Annotated in this window: 13 protein-coding genes; 9 read left to right on the top strand and 4 right to left on the bottom strand. The window is 52.3% G+C overall.

Annotated features, from left to right (window positions below; translation table 11 throughout):
* Positions 1-101: 101 nt before the first annotated feature.
* A complete protein-coding gene (gene tolC / locus CCY32_RS10760) occupies positions 102-1,451 on the bottom strand; it encodes an outer membrane channel protein TolC (RefSeq protein ID WP_088330630.1) in 1,350 nt (449 codons plus the stop codon).
* A 221-nt stretch (positions 1,452-1,672) separates the two neighbouring features.
* On the opposite strand from tolC, the gene nudF reads away from it, so the two are divergent.
* The 7 genes from nudF to CCY32_RS10795 all read left to right on the top strand — a co-directional run bounded on the left by nudF (position 1,673) and on the right by CCY32_RS10795 (position 8,406).
* Positions 1,673-2,299: an ADP-ribose diphosphatase gene (nudF, locus tag CCY32_RS10765; protein ID WP_088330631.1), complete on the top strand. Its 627-nt coding sequence runs from the start codon at positions 1,673-1,675 to the stop codon at positions 2,297-2,299.
* The gene (locus tag CCY32_RS10770; protein WP_088330632.1) at positions 2,296-2,745 is read left to right on the top strand and encodes a DUF1249 domain-containing protein; all 450 of its coding nucleotides are present in this window, start codon (positions 2,296-2,298) and stop codon (positions 2,743-2,745) included. The genes nudF and CCY32_RS10770 overlap by 4 nt, the downstream gene beginning before the upstream one ends.
* A 34-nt stretch (positions 2,746-2,779) precedes the next feature.
* The gene (locus CCY32_RS10775) at positions 2,780-3,523 is read left to right on the top strand and encodes a metallophosphoesterase (RefSeq protein ID WP_088330633.1); all 744 of its coding nucleotides are present in this window, start codon (positions 2,780-2,782) and stop codon (positions 3,521-3,523) included.
* Positions 3,511-4,095 carry a YqiA/YcfP family alpha/beta fold hydrolase gene (locus CCY32_RS10780; RefSeq protein ID WP_088330634.1) on the top strand — a complete coding sequence of 195 codons (585 nt, stop codon included), beginning with the start codon at positions 3,511-3,513 and terminating at the stop codon, positions 4,093-4,095. Before CCY32_RS10775 ends, CCY32_RS10780 begins: the two co-directional genes overlap by 13 nt.
* A gap of 167 nt (positions 4,096-4,262) precedes the next feature.
* Positions 4,263-6,155, top strand: coding sequence for a DNA topoisomerase IV subunit B (gene parE, locus CCY32_RS10785; RefSeq protein WP_088330635.1), 1,893 nt, complete (start codon positions 4,263-4,265; stop codon positions 6,153-6,155).
* A 14-nt stretch (positions 6,156-6,169) separates the two neighbouring features.
* Positions 6,170-7,444 carry a hypothetical protein gene (locus CCY32_RS10790; RefSeq protein ID WP_088330636.1) on the top strand — a complete coding sequence of 425 codons (1,275 nt, stop codon included), beginning with the start codon at positions 6,170-6,172 and terminating at the stop codon, positions 7,442-7,444.
* A gap of 107 nt (positions 7,445-7,551) precedes the next feature.
* Entirely contained in the window at positions 7,552-8,406 is an 855-nt protein-coding gene (locus tag CCY32_RS10795; RefSeq protein WP_246840591.1) for a mechanosensitive ion channel family protein, read from the top strand.
* A 387-nt stretch (positions 8,407-8,793) separates the two neighbouring features.
* Here CCY32_RS10795 and CCY32_RS10800 read toward each other — a convergent pair whose 3' ends face one another.
* On the bottom strand, positions 8,794-9,291 hold the full coding sequence (locus CCY32_RS10800; protein WP_141096221.1) for an NUDIX hydrolase: 498 nt from the start codon (positions 9,289-9,291) through the stop codon (positions 8,794-8,796).
* Between the two features lie 150 nt (positions 9,292-9,441).
* Here CCY32_RS10800 and CCY32_RS10805 point away from each other — a divergent pair, with 150 nt between their 5' ends.
* Together CCY32_RS10805 and CCY32_RS10810 are read left to right on the top strand one after the other, a co-directional pair.
* Positions 9,442-10,494, top strand: coding sequence for an efflux RND transporter periplasmic adaptor subunit (locus CCY32_RS10805; RefSeq protein WP_088330638.1), 1,053 nt, complete (start codon positions 9,442-9,444; stop codon positions 10,492-10,494).
* Between the two features lie 2 nt (positions 10,495-10,496).
* Positions 10,497-13,607, top strand: coding sequence for an efflux RND transporter permease subunit (locus tag CCY32_RS10810; RefSeq protein WP_088330639.1), 3,111 nt, complete (start codon positions 10,497-10,499; stop codon positions 13,605-13,607).
* A gap of 100 nt (positions 13,608-13,707) precedes the next feature.
* Here the strand turns inward: CCY32_RS10810 and CCY32_RS10815 are convergent, their stop codons facing one another.
* Both CCY32_RS10815 and mutH read right to left on the bottom strand, forming a co-directional pair.
* Positions 13,708-13,932, bottom strand: a complete 225-nt coding sequence (locus tag CCY32_RS10815) for a DUF2798 domain-containing protein (protein WP_210401730.1) — start codon at positions 13,930-13,932, stop codon at positions 13,708-13,710.
* Positions 13,922-14,602 carry a DNA mismatch repair endonuclease MutH gene (gene mutH, locus CCY32_RS10820; protein WP_088330641.1) on the bottom strand — a complete coding sequence of 227 codons (681 nt, stop codon included), beginning with the start codon at positions 14,600-14,602 and terminating at the stop codon, positions 13,922-13,924. Before mutH ends, CCY32_RS10815 begins: the two co-directional genes overlap by 11 nt.
* Between the last annotated feature and the right edge of the window lies 1 nt (position 14,603).

Genomic DNA, 14,603 nt, shown 5'->3' on the forward strand with positions numbered 1-14,603 from the left:
AGGATAAACCGATAAGGTGGATATGGAACAGGGCTGTCAACGAACACCAGGCCCATAAAAAAGGGGGCACTGAGGCCCCCTGAAAACGGTGTTGGTTGGGATTAACCGTTTTTCGCAGCCATCAGGCCTTGATTGATGTCGATCAGGTCCTGCTCGGTAAGCGACCCTACGGCTTTTTTCAACTCCAGGGAGCTGATAATAAAGTCATAGCGGGCATTGGCAAGATCCCGTTTGGCGCTGTATACGTTTCGGGTGCTGTTGAGCACATCAACAATCGTACGGGTACCCACTTCAAAACCTGTCTCAGTGGCCCGAAGTGCACTTTCTGCTGAGACAACCGCCTGTTTGAGTGCCTCGGTGGTGGAGATTGCGGCGATGATATCGTTGTAGGCGCTGCGTACGGAACGGATGGTTGAGCGGTGCGCCAGCTCCAGATCTTCACTGGTGGCGACATAATTAAAGCGCGCGCGATCCACCTGCGCACTGACACGACCACCACTATATATTGGTACGCTCAGTTCAAGACCAATTGAGCTGCCGTCTGTGGAAGGCAGACTGTTTTCCATTCCTCCCACTTCAACATCACTCTTACTGCTGTCGTAACGGGCCCTTAGCGACAAACTGGGCAGATGTCCGGAGCGGGCGGAGCGGATATCATCCTGGGAAATGTCTTTAGCCAGTTTTGCTGCTAACAGTTCCAGATTCTGTTCTTCGGCAACACTGACCCAGTGGCGCGGATCCTGCGGCGATGGGCGGCTGGGGGCGAAGTTCTGAGTGTTGAGCACAGCCAGCTCTTCATGATACTTGCCGGTAATGGCCCGTAACTCCTCCAGGCGCAGCTCTACGTCGTTTTCGGCGCGGATCTGCTGGGCAACCGTACTGTCATAATTGGCTTGCGCTTCGTGAACATCGGTCATGGCTGTCAGACCCACAGCAAAGCGCTGTTTGGTCTGTTCAAGCTGACGTTCAATGGCGTTTTTCTCGGCTTTGACAAAGTCCAGACTGTCCATCGCGCGCAGCACCGCAAGATAGGCACTGGTGGTGCGCAGGATCAGATCCTGAACCTGATTGGAATAAGTCACTTCTGCCTGGCGCGCGACTTTCTCAGCCCTGTCCATCTGGATCCAGTTGTTGTGATCATACAACGACAGATCCAGTTGAAGTCCCCAGCTGGTGGTGTCGGTATCTGACTCGATAATCACGATACCGCTTTCCTGAAAGTTTACCCGCTCGTCAGTGGCGACAGAGTAACCGGCTGAGGCCGAAATTTGTGGCAATAAGGCGGCGCGATTAACCGCAATGCCGCGTTCAGCAGCTTGCTGTTGTGCCTTGGCTTTATTGACGGTAGGGTCATTCTGCAGCGCTAACTGGTAAACTTTGTGCAGATCGTCGGCGAAAGCCTGTGAGGTCGCGCTAAGACCCACAAGCAGGGCCAGCAGTGATTTTTTCATGTATGTTCCTAACCTTTATTTGAATCGCCAGTGTAAAGTAAACGAGGGCGTTTATTTTTTCTCAGTGTATCAAAGTTTAAGTGAATCAGACGTCCACTTTAACCCTTTTGAGGTAACAGCGCGTGACCAAGTGTAACAGAATATGTGAGTTGTCATGTCGGCTCTGATACTGCCCCATGTTAGGCTTGGATCACAGCGCATAACAGAGCAGAGGCCGAAAATTGACGACCAAATCCATCAGCAGCTTTAGTGAAAAAGATGTACAGATCGAGGAGCGACAGGAAGTTTATAATGGCTTTTTCCGGTTGCACAAGTATCGCCTGCGGCATCGCCTGTTTGCGGGGGGCTGGAGTGATACCATGGTTCGTGAGGTATTCGAGCGAGGATGTGCGGTGTCGGTCCTGCCCTATGATCCAGTTCGCGACGAGGTGGTATTAATTGAACAGTTTCGTATTGGTGCCATGCCCACCAGTCCCTCTCCTTGGTTGTATGAATGTGTGGCGGGCAACATCGAACCGGGTGAGGCTCCGGAGCAGGTTTGTCGCCGCGAGGCAGAAGAAGAGGCGGGCCTGAAATTGGGTCGCCTGCACCTGATGATGAGTTATTTATCCAGTCCCGGCGGTACCTCCGAGCGCTTGTATCTGTATATGGCGGAATGTGACAGCCATAACGCAGGAGGTATTTTCGGTCTGGATGAGGAACATGAGGATATCCGGGTAGTCACAATGAAATCGGCTCAGGCGCTGGAAATGCTTGAAGCAGGCCAGATCGATAACGCCGCCGCCGTAATTTCGTTACAATGGTTTGCTCTGAACAAAGACAAAGTTTTACAACAATGGTGTAAATGACCGTGACTGAACAGCGACAAGCGAGGAAATATGTGCCCAGCCTGGCAAACCTGCAAGCGGTTTGTGCGGCTAACTATGGGCGCTTGCAGCGGTTGTTGCCGGACGTGGATGAACAGAATCTGGCTTATCGGTTTGCTGCCGGAAATAACCTCAGTTACGCCATTGTGATTCAGCAATGTGAGCCCTACACCACAACCCTGGAGATGCGTCAGAGCAGTCCGGGATTGCCGGCTTACCTGCAACCTGTGATGCAGATTCGTCTCTATCATGATGCCCGCTTGGCGGAAGTCCTTGGCTTTCAGCATATGAGTCGCTTTCGGCCCAGTTACCAGTACCCCAATCAGCTGATGCATCAGAAAAATGAAAAAGAGTTGGTAAACCATTTTCTGGCCGAATGGCTGGGCTTTTGTCTGCGCAATGCATCGTCATCAACGGTTAGCCCCTGAATGAAGTGAGACCGAGTTGCTGCCCGCTGAACCTATGACGCCAGTCGTACAGATATCTGATTGCCATCTTTTTGCCGACCCGCACCGATGTGGGTACGGTGGTATCAATCCCTACCGAAGTCTGAAAAAGGTGCTCAGTTGCGTCCGTGCGCTGGCACCGGAGCAGGTGCTGGTGACCGGCGATTTGAGCGCCGATTTGTCGTCAGCCAGTTATAGTCACTTCCGAGAGTTATGGCAGCAGGCGGATATCGACGCTGCGCTACATGTTATTCCGGGTAATCACGATGAACCGATACACCTGCAGCAATATTTCGCCAAAGAAATGCAGTGGTTGCAGACGCCGCTAAAGATGCACAACTGGCAGATACACGGGCTCAACAGTCATTACAAAGGAACACTGGGCTGGGTAGATGAAAACCAACTGAAGCAGTTGCGTGACAGCGTCATGGCGTCGCCTCAGGCGCACCATCTGGTGGCGGTACACCATCATCCTATGCTGTGTCACAGCTGGATGGATAAACATCAGTGGTGTAACCGTGAGGCATTTTTGACCCTGCTGCAGTCCTTGCCGCAAATCCGACTGGTGGTGCATGGTCACGTTCATGCGGATTTGCACTGGCAAGTGGAGCAGACTCAGATCCTGGCTTGTCCCTCTACCTGCTGGCAATGGCAACATGGTCCTGATTTTGGTGTGGATGAGCAGCCCCCCGGGCTGCGATTGATGAAACTGACGGCGCAGGGAAAATGGTACACAGAGGTGATTCGATGCAACGGGTAATGATCTATTTACACGGTTTTTTAAGTTCTCCCTTATCGGTAAAAGCCAATCAGATGCGCGCCTATATGACAGAGTATCACCCTGACATCACACTGCATGTGCCTCAGTTGGCAAACTTTCCCGCGATGGCGCTACAACAGGCCTGTGATCTGGCTCGTCGTTATCAGGGGCATGAACTGGCATTTGTTGGCAGCTCCATGGGGGGATTCCTGGCCACCCATCTGTCTCAGCGCTTTGGCGGAAAAGCCGTACTGATTAATCCGGCGGTGCATCCTCATCTTTTGTTACAGGGGATGTTGGGTGAGCATCACAATCCTTATACTGATGAGCGTTTCGTATTGACCCCTGAGCATGTGCAAGAATTGAAGGCGCTGGATATTACCGATATTGCATCCCCCCACAAGCTCTGGGTATTGCTCCAGCGTGGCGATGAAACACTGGATTACCGGCTGGCGCAAGCGCTGTATCAGCATTGTCCGATGACGATTGAGAAAGGCGGCAGTCATGCTTTTGATGGCTTTGAACGTTATCTGGCGGATATTAGCGCCTTTGTATGGGAAAAATCACAGTGAGTTGGTAACATCAATCAGGTTCAGGTTGCTTAAAAGGGCATCACCACACCTGCGTTACCCTGCCTCCATCGAGGCGCTTGTCAGCCAGGCGGTGTATGTTCTTAGATTATCTGGTGCCTTTGGGTAGCGACACAACAATAATAACGCTCTTAACAAGATGAATCAGCATGTCCAATCAAAGTTATAACGCACAAGCCATTGAAGTCCTGAGTGGTCTGGAGCCGGTAAAACGCCGCCCAGGAATGTATACCGATACCACCCGACCTAACCATCTCAGCCAGGAAGTGATCGATAACAGTGTGGATGAGGCGCTGGCTGGCCATGCCACGGATATCCGCGTGACCTTGCATGAAGATCAGTCACTGGAAGTGATTGATGACGGGCGAGGCATGCCGGTGGATATTCATCCTGAACATGGTATCAGCGGGGTTGAGCTGATCATGACCAAACTGCATGCCGGGGGTAAGTTCTCCAACAAAAACTATCAGTACTCCGGTGGGTTGCACGGGGTCGGGCTGTCAGTGGTAAATGCCCTGTCTAAACGGGTTGAAGTGACTATCCGCCGTGATGCCCAGGTCTATCTGATGGCCTTCGAAAACGGCGACAAGAGTCAGGAACTTGAGGTGGTGGACAGTTGCGGCAAGCGCAATACCGGCACCCGGGTCCGATTCTGGCCTGATCCGGAATACTTTGACTCGCCTAAATTCTCTGTCACCAAGTTATTGCATGTGCTGAGGGCCAAAGCCGTATTGTGTCCTGGCCTGCGTATTCGTTTTGAAGATAAAGTCAGCAAAGAGTCCCATGAGTGGTTCTTCGAAGACGGTCTCAAAGACTATTTGTATCAGTCGGTCAAGTCATACCCCTGCATGCCAGAAGATGCGCCTTTTGTTGGTGCGTTTTCCGGTAACCATGAAGCCGCTGACTGGGCGGTGATCTGGCTGCCAGAGGGGGGAGAGCTGATCACGGAAAGTTATGTCAATCTGATCCCCACCACACAAGGTGGCACTCATGTGAATGGCCTCAGACAGGGACTGTTGGAATCCATGCGTGAATTCTGTGAATTCCGCAATCTGCTGCCAAGAGGGGTGAAACTGACCCCGGAAGATATCTGGGATCGTTGCAGTTATATTCTCTCCACCAAGATGCAGGATCCGCAGTTTGCCGGCCAGACCAAAGAGCGTCTGTCCTCACGTCAGGCCTCAGCCTTTGTTTCCGGGGTGGTGAAGGATGCGTTCAGTTTATGGTTGAACCAGCATACCGAAGTGGCGGAACAACTGGCGCAACTGTGTATCAGTCATGCCCAGAAACGCCTGCGTCAGAACAAAAAAATTGAACGTAAAAAAGTAACGCAGGGTCCGGCTTTACCAGGAAAACTGACAGACTGTACCACGCAGGACAACAATCGTTCTGAGCTGTTCCTGGTGGAAGGGGACTCGGCCGGAGGCTCGGCTAAACAGGCCCGTGACAGAGAATTTCAGGCAGTCATGCCGCTAAGAGGCAAGATACTCAATACCTGGGAAGTGGAATCCTCTCAGGTGCTGGGCTCAAACGAAATTCACGACATTTCTGTGGCGCTCGGAATCGATCCTGACTCAGAGGACCTGTCTGGTCTGCGTTACCACAAAATCTGCATTCTGGCGGATGCCGATTCTGACGGACTGCATATCGCCACCTTGCTGTGCGCCCTGTTCGTGCGTCATTTCCGCACGCTGGTCAATCAGGGACACGTGTATGTCGCCATGCCACCGCTGTTCAGGATCGATGTGGGCAAAGAGGTCTATTACGCCCTGGATGAGGGTGAAAAACAGGGGATTCTCGATCGTATCGAAGCCGAGAAGAAGCGTGGAAAAGTGAACGTGCAGCGCTTTAAGGGGCTGGGTGAAATGAACCCTATACAATTGCGGGAAACCACCATGGATCCCAATACCCGTCGCCTGGTTCAGCTGACGGTGGATGATGACATCAGCACCATGGAATTAATGGACATGTTGCTGGCCAAAAAACGGGCATCGGATCGCAAGAACTGGCTTGAAAGTAAAGGTAATCTGGCCGATATCTGAGCCACAGGAATACTATGAAGTTTGTTAAAGGATTGTCGCGACTGGGTTTTGCAGTACTGCTGGTGCTGCTATGCGCAATCCTGCTGATTCTGGCACTGACCCTTGAGACGCGACCTCTGGTCAAGGCTGGCAGCGCTGCACAGATTGAAGAAGCCGACTCGGTCGTGGAACTCCTGCCTCAGCTTCGTAATGCCTATTTGCTCAGCGAGCATCCTCAGGTGCTGACGGTCAGCGCACAACAGCTAGACAGTCTGGCTGGGGTGTTACAACGCGCGAGGCCGGGGCTGCGTAGTCAGGTTAACCTGAGTAATACGGTGGCCATGCTGGCGGTCAGCTACGAGCTTCCATTCAGTGGATTCTACCTGAATCTGCATATGGACGTGAACGCCGGGTCGGGTCTGGTGGTAGGGCGTTTACAGCTGGGTAAGCTGCAGCTACCCGGCAACGGCATGTTGTGGTTGCTGGCGAAAATCGTGGACTGGAAGCTACAGGCCCCCATTGCCAGTGAGTTTATGAACAGAGTACAGGAGGTTGAGATTAGCCGCCAGGCTGTGGCGGTGCGCGTGGCCGCTTTTTCAGACCTGCTACAGCAAATGCGCGAGTTGCCCCCCAGCGAACTCTCAGAGGATGAACAACAAAAACGTGCCAGAGTCAGCTATTACCTGAATTATTTGCAAAGTCAGCCTGCCGTTGCAGAACGCACCGTATCCTTGCATTACTATTTGCAACCGCTGTTTGCCGAGGTACTCAGGCGCAGCAAGGACGGAATCGCAGCGCAAGAGAATGAAAGCGCGCTGCTGGCCCTGGCAATTTTTTCCGGCAACCGGCACTTTGCCCGCCTGGTAGGGCTTGAGGCTCTGCCTCGTCGCGGGCACACCGAAAATATTGTCCTTGCGGGACGCACGGATCTGCATCTGCACTTCATCTACTCGGCGGCCATCAAGCTGCTTTCCGATCAGGGGGTCAGTATTGCCATAGGCGAGTTTAAAGAACTGATGGACAGAGGTGAGGGAGGCAGCGGTTACAGTTTTGTGGACCTGGCGGCAGATATGGCTAGTATACGTCTTGCCGAGGCCGCGCTTGATCCCGACAACGCAGTAATAGTCCAGCAACGCCTGGCTGAGGCGGACGATGCGAAGGTGTATTTTCCTCAGGTTCTGGATCTTCCTGAGGGCATGGATAAAGAGACCTTCTCCCGACGTTTCGGTGTGGTAGACAGTCCTGCCTACCGGCAACAGGTGGCGATCATTGAGCAGAGGTTGCAGGCACTACCGTTGTATCAGCCCTGACACCCAATACACCTGGGAAAATACACATCAGGTATTGCAAAACCCTGGTTCAGTCAGGATGATATGCCCCGTTTTCTTTCAGACGCTGTAAATCACAAGGAATACCATTGGAATACTGGCTGGATAAAATCTTCACCTTTATGCTGACCCACAAGCTGGTTACCACCTTGTTGCTGCTGTTTGTGATGCTCGGTATCAAGCGGCTGATCGTCAGGCTGGTGCGCAGGCGGGCGAAGAAACGGGATGAAGATAAGCGCCCTGCGGTCAATGCCATCAAGAATGTGGCCAATATGTTGCTGGTGGTGCTGATTCTGGTGCTGTGGTCTGCAGAAGTGCAAACCCTGGCCTTTTCTATTGCCGCGTTTATGGTCGCCATTGTGCTGGCAATGCGTGAGTACATACAGTGTTTCACCGGGTTTATTTATGTGACCAGTGCCCGTATGTTCCGGGTGGGAGACTGGATTCAGGTAGGGGAACATTATGGTGAAGTGATCGAGTCAGACTGGTTGAGCCTGACGTTACTCGAGGTTCATATGGAAACCTACGAGTATTCCGGCAAGACATTGAATGTGCCAAACAACCTGTTGATCACCAAACCGGTAAAAAATCTCAACTTCCTGAAGCGCTACTCGACCCATTCATTTACCCTCACCCGTGACCAAAGTGTTAACGTGTTTGAGTTCAAACAGACGCTGCTTAACAAGGCCAGAGACTACTGCGAACACTTTCACGATGTGGCGCTGCGGTACAATAACCTGATTGAGAAACGTCTGGATGTGAACATTTCCGGCCCCGATCCGGCTATCCGTATCACCACCAATAATCTCGGGGATACCGAAACCCGTATCACTATCTTTTGTCCCACTGAGCAAGCCATTGATATTGAGCAAAAAATTACGGAAGAGTTTATGACGTTATGGTTTGCCACCCGGGACGGCAATAAACACGGTGATGAGGCTTAAATGCCACTTTTCAGGAGGCTCAAGCCATTACCTTGTTTAACCTGATGATTAAACAGAAAAAAATGGCTTTGTGAAGCCAGAAAGACAGAGATGATTTTTAAGTTGTTCAATTCGTGTACGCTTGAGGCGGACTGGTCTGCAAGCAGAATAAGAATATTATTCCATTTGAAACAATTGGTTACACAATAGTGCAGTGAAAAAAGTACTGACGTCCTGTTTTTATCATTAACAGATTATCAAAAGTGTGGGTTTAACACTGAAATCAGGCTTAAATCTCTCTGAGATAACCTATTTATCCCATTGCCAGGCCTTCAGTGTTAGACCCGCCGTGGCGAGCTGAATGCAAACCTGCTGTTTGTTTCAGTGTAACCTGCAACACCCCCCGTCTTAGTTTGCGACCTGATTAAACCAGTCTCTGACGTTGACCAGTTCATCGCCCCGTTGCCAGTCATGATGCTCGAGCTCATAGGGGTTATGGAGTCTGATGGCGCTGATCTCGGCGTTCACCCAGTCAGGTACCGGATAAGATTTAAGCTCTGCGGTAAAAGCAGGCGGTAATCGGCAATCATAGACGCGCAGCCCTGTCTCGGTTTGCCCAAGGTAAGCCCCCACTTCGACGTTAAAACCGGTTTGCTCCCAAGTATTTCTGTGTGCACTGCACTGAGCTGTTTCCGAGTCCGCGGCGTTGCCGCCGGGCAGATCGAACTTCTCTGAATGTCGGTTAGCCGTTGTTATCAGCCATTTGTCGATTTTAATTAGGCAGGCAGCGGCACCGGCGGTACTCTCCCGCTGCGCGGCGTCAACCCGACACATGGGCGTGGCCGGCGGTTCAACACTGCAGGAAGCAAGCAGCACAGAGATACCCAAAAGTAATCTTGATTGCACTATGTTTCGTACACTAGGGGAATTTGGCGCCTATAGTAGTACAACAGCCGATAGCAGGCTAGCACGTGCACATAGCGAAACTGTGCGCATTCATGTCGTCGCCTCAATCATTACGAATATCAACACCAATAACAAAAGGCATATGGCCAGATGGCAAAAAAATTTAGTCTTTCACCGGTTCTTATTTTATTGCTCCTCGTGGTCGCGGTGACCCTGTATCTGTACCTTCAACCACAGCAAGCTCAGCCCTCGCGGCAGATGCGTGCGGTACCGGTGAAGGTTGAAGAGGTTACCCAACAGGATTTTGCGGTGATCGTGGAAGCACTGGGTACCGCTAATGCTAATGAGGCGGTGCAGATTACGGCGCAGCAAAGCGAAGTGGTGGCTACTATTGGCTTTGATGATGGCGACATGGTGGAAAAAGGCCAGTTGTTGGTACAACTCAATGACCGAGAAGAGCGCGCCCGGGTCAGCGAGCTGCAAATCAATCTGCAGGAAGCCAAAAGGCAGCTACAACGCATTACTAACCTGGCGCGGGAAAATGCCACGTCGGCACAATTGCTGGATGAGCAGGAAGCCCGTGTTAATGCTCTGAAAGCGCAACTTGAAGTGGCCAGGTCGCAATTGGCAGAGCTTGAAATTCGTGCCCCGTTTTCGGGCAAGCTGGGCATTCGTCGGGTCAGTCAGGGGGCACTGGTGCGCCCCGGCGATGTGATTACCACCTTAGACGATTTGAGTCAGGTAAAAGTAGACTTCAGTGTTGCTGAGCGCCATTTGCCGGATGTCAGCAACGGTCTGCAGGTGGATGCGACGACGGTTGCCTATCCCGGCGAGGTATTTCGCGGCGAAATCATCAGTATGGACTCCCGTCTCGATCCGGTCACGCGCTCTGTTCAGGTGCGCGCGCTGGTGGATAATCCCGAACTTCGGTTACGTCCGGGGATGTTGTTGCAAATTCAACTGCAAAAACAGGTGCTCAATACCCTGGTGTTATCAGAAAGTGCCTTGATCCCGATTCAGGACAAACAGTTTGTTTTCGTAGTCGGCGAGGACAACAAAGCGCAGCGTCGGGAAGTGAAAATTGGCCGGCGTAAGCCGGGGCTGGTGCAGGTCATCTCCGGGTTGCAGGAAGGCGAAAAGGTGGTCGTAGAAGGCTCATTGAAACTTGGCGACGGCACGCCGGTTAACGTGCTGGAGCGCTAATTATGTTGTTATCGGATCTGTCTGTTAAGCGTCCGGTTTTTGCCACTGTGGTCAACTTGCTGTTGATTGTCTTTGGCATTGTGGCCATCAGCAAGTTATCGCTGCGCGAGTATCCGGATGTGGAAACTCCGGTGGTGTCCATTAACACCAATTATCCGGGGGCCTCTGCGTCCATTATCGAAACCCGTATTACCCAGCTGCTGGAAGATCGTATCAGTGGCATTGAGGGTATCAAAAACATCAATTCCAGCAGTCGAAACGGTCGCTCTTCCATCAGCATCGAATTCCAGCTCTATCGGGACATTGACGCAGCAGCCAATGACGTGCGTGAGAGAGTCAGCCGGGCACTTAATAATTTGCCGGCGCAGGCCGAACCCCCTGAAGTATTTAAATCTGACTCGGATGAAGATGTGGTGGTCTGGTATAACCTGCGCAGCGACAACATGTCGGTGATGGAGCTGACCGACTATGCGGATCGTTATGTGGTGGATCGTCTGGCGGTGGCGGACGGCGTAGCCCGGGTCAGAATTGGCGGCGGGCGCACCTATGCCATGAAAGTCTGGCTGGATCGTAATGCCATGGCGGCTCGCAATGTGACCGTCAACGACATCGAGCAGGTCATTCGTTCAGAGAATGTCGAACTGCCAGCCGGTGAAATCGAGTCTGCAGATCGTGATTTCGAGGTGCGTGTGGCACGCTCTTTCCTCGATCCTGATGACTTTTCACGGTTAGCCATAAAGGCCGGAGAAGATGGATACCTGGTGCGGCTTGGCGAGGTGGCTGAGGTCGAGCTGGCCGCAGAAGACGACAAAACCGAGTTCCGTGGTGACGGTGTGAATATGATTGGACTGGGCATCGTCAAGCAGTCCAAGGCAAATACGCTGGATGTCGCCCGCGCGGCACGGGAAGCCATCAAGGATGTAGAACGCAACTTGCCGCCCAATATTTTCATTGTTCCCAGTTATGACTCATCGGTGTTTATTGAAGAGTCCATCAATGAGGTCTACAACACGCTGGCTATCGCCATGGTGATGGTGGTGGTAGTCATCTACCTCTTTCTGGGCAACGTCAAAGCCACCCTGATCCCTGCGGTGACCGTGCCCGTTGCTCTGGTGTCGGCCTTTATGGTGCTGTACATGCTGGACTTTTCCATGAACCTGCTGACCTTACTGGCGCTGGTGTTGGCGATTGGTCTGGTGGTGGATGACACCATTGTGGTGCTGGAAAATATCTACTGGCGCATTGAAATGGGTGAGCCACCTTTACTGGCTGCTTATCGCGGCGCACGGGAAGTCGGCTTTGCCGTTATTGCCACCACGCTGGTACTGATTGCCGTCTTCCTGCCACTGATATTTCTTGAGGGCAATATTGGCCGCTTGTTCACCGAGTTTGCTGTGGCTATTGCCGCGGCAGTGGCTTTTTCCAGCTTCACCGCACTGACGTTATCTCCCATGCTGTGTTCGCGCATTCTGGAGAAACGCGAGCGTAGCAGTCGTTTTGGCAAAGCCATGGACCGGGGCTTTACCCGGCTCGAAAACAGCTATTATCAGTCTCTTGATAAGAACCTGCATCAGCCCTGGGTAACCGCATTACTGATTGTGGCCAGCGTGGTGGCGTTATATGGTCTGTCCAAAGAGGTGCCCACCGAGTTTGTACCCAAAGAAGACAGGGGTAACTTCTTCATCATTATGCAGTCAGCGGAAGGCGCCAGTTTTGAGAGTAATAGCCGCAATCTGAAGAAAATAGAAGATATTCTGCTGCCTTATATTGGTCAGGACGAGGTAGACCGGGTGCTGGTAAGAACACCAGGCTGGGGGGGCTCCGCAGGGATTGCCATTGTCGGTGCCGTACCCTGGGATGAGCGCAAACGTTCCACCTTCGAGCTGATGAATGAAATCAGTGGCAAGCTGACCACCATTCCGGATGTACGTGCCTTTGCTATTATGCGCAGCAGTTTGGGCGGCGGTGGTCTTGGACGTCCTGTGCAGTTTGTACTCAAAGGAAATACCTACGAAGAGCTGGTGCGTGCCCGTGACATTGTCATGGAAAAGGCTGCTGAGAATCCCGGATTGGTCCGGCTCGATAGCGATTATAAGGAAACCTGGCCGCAGATTCTGGTAAACATTGATAAAGAGCGCGCCGCCGACCTGGGTGTGTCGGTGGGCGATATCGGACGCACACTGGAAACCATGCTGGGACAGCGCCGGGTATCCACGTATCTGGATCGCGGACAGGAATATTATGTGATCATGGAAGGACGTAAAGCCGATTATCGCAGTCCCCAGAGCATTGATAATCTGTATGTACGTTCTCAGCGCTCCGGGCAGCTGATTCCGCTGGATAATCTTCTCACCTTTGAAGAGCAGGCCACGTCCTCTACGTTAAACCGTTATAACCGTATGCGCGCCATTACCATCAGCGCGAATCTGGCGGATGGCTATACCCTGGGCGAAGCACTGGATTATCTGAATCAGATTGTTGATGAACAGGTTTCAGATGCTATTGCCGTCGACTACAAGGGTGAATCACAACTGTTGCAGGAATCAGGCAATTCGGTGATTTTCATTTTTGCGCTGGCGCTGGCGGTAACCTATCTGGTGCTGGCCGCGCAATTCGAAAGCTGGGTGCACCCGTTTGTGATCATGCTGACCGTACCGCTGGCCTTGTTAGGCGCTTTTATTGGCCTGTATCTCAGTGGCCAGTCTATCAATATCTATAGCCAGATTGGTTTGATCATGCTGATTGGACTCGCGGCGAAAAACGGCATCCTGATCGTCGAATTTGCCAATCAGCTCAGAGATGTGGGGATGGAGTTTGAGGAGGCACTGAAGCGGGCGGCCAAACAACGCTTGCGTCCTATTGTGATGACGGGCTTTACCACGGTATTCAGTTCTCTGCCTCTGGTACTGGCGACTGGCCCGGGATCGGAAAGCCGTATGGTCATTGGAATGGTGATCTTTGCCGGGGTCATTGTCGCCACCTTTATGACCCTTTTTGTGGTGCCCACGGCCTACTATTGGCTGGCCAGGCATACCGGTTCACCGATGCAGATGACCCACAAGTTGGAAAAAATGGATGAAGAGCTGCCGTATCGAAAAGGTGAGATGGACTAATCGTTCAGGTTGTCAGTTGGCAGATATCCGTTTTCAGTCTCTGTTGAAAAGTGACATCATCACTGAGCGTCAAGCAGGATAATTATCTGAAAACTGATAACTATTTGACCAGCCACTCTACAATGCGGCGGCTGAAAGGTGCGAACAACATTACCAGCGGAAAGGCGCAAAGGTGTGCCAGCACGTAGGCTCGCAGCCATAACCAGATAAAGTTTTCCACCAGACCCAGATTAATTATGGTGAGAATGCCAGACATGCAAAAGGCCATGAAACCACTCATTATAAAGGCGAACAGCCAGCCGGAGTGTTTGGGTTTAAACATCATTAAACGCCTGATTCAGAATCTGTTGAGTAAAGGGTTTCTTCAGATAAAAGCCGCGCGGACGGGTACGGATGCGCTGTCCCTGCTCGCCGATCGCATCAGTGAGCGCACTGCCATCGGCGGCCTTGGGACGTAATTGCAGGACTTCGCCATGACGGGCGGTAATCGACTCAATCTTACCCAATGCAATACGCTCCATGATCTCCTCCCAGTCCTGGCGCAGCGCTCTGTCCTGTGACTCATCAGGCTGCCAGATAAAAGCATTGCCCACCTGACGGTCTACCGGCGGAATATGTCGGCTGGCCAATATGGGGAGCCAGCACACACATCGCAGCTTGTTGCGCACATTCGAACTTAACCAGTCAATACCGGCGATGTTGGTCAGATGGGCATAGCAGACATAGGTGGTTTCCAGCGGCGCGCCGCACTCGTTGATGGGCAGGGTTTTCAGCTCCACGCCAAGTTCAGGAAAGTCCTGTTGAGGCTTTGAGCCGGCCTCTGCACCCAGCCAGGTTTCCAGTAATTGCCCACTCCAGCCCTTGTGGCGTTGCAGGTTGTCTGGGGTCTGCACACCAGCCATGTCGGCCAGCTCTCCCAGCGTCAGTCCTGCCAGGTTCCGTGCCCGTTGCAGCAATATATCGATACTTTTTGGTGCAGATGCCGGTGGATGCATG

The organism is Lacimicrobium sp. SS2-24, assembly GCF_002201535.1.
GTDB lineage: Bacteria > Pseudomonadota > Gammaproteobacteria > Enterobacterales > Alteromonadaceae > Lacimicrobium.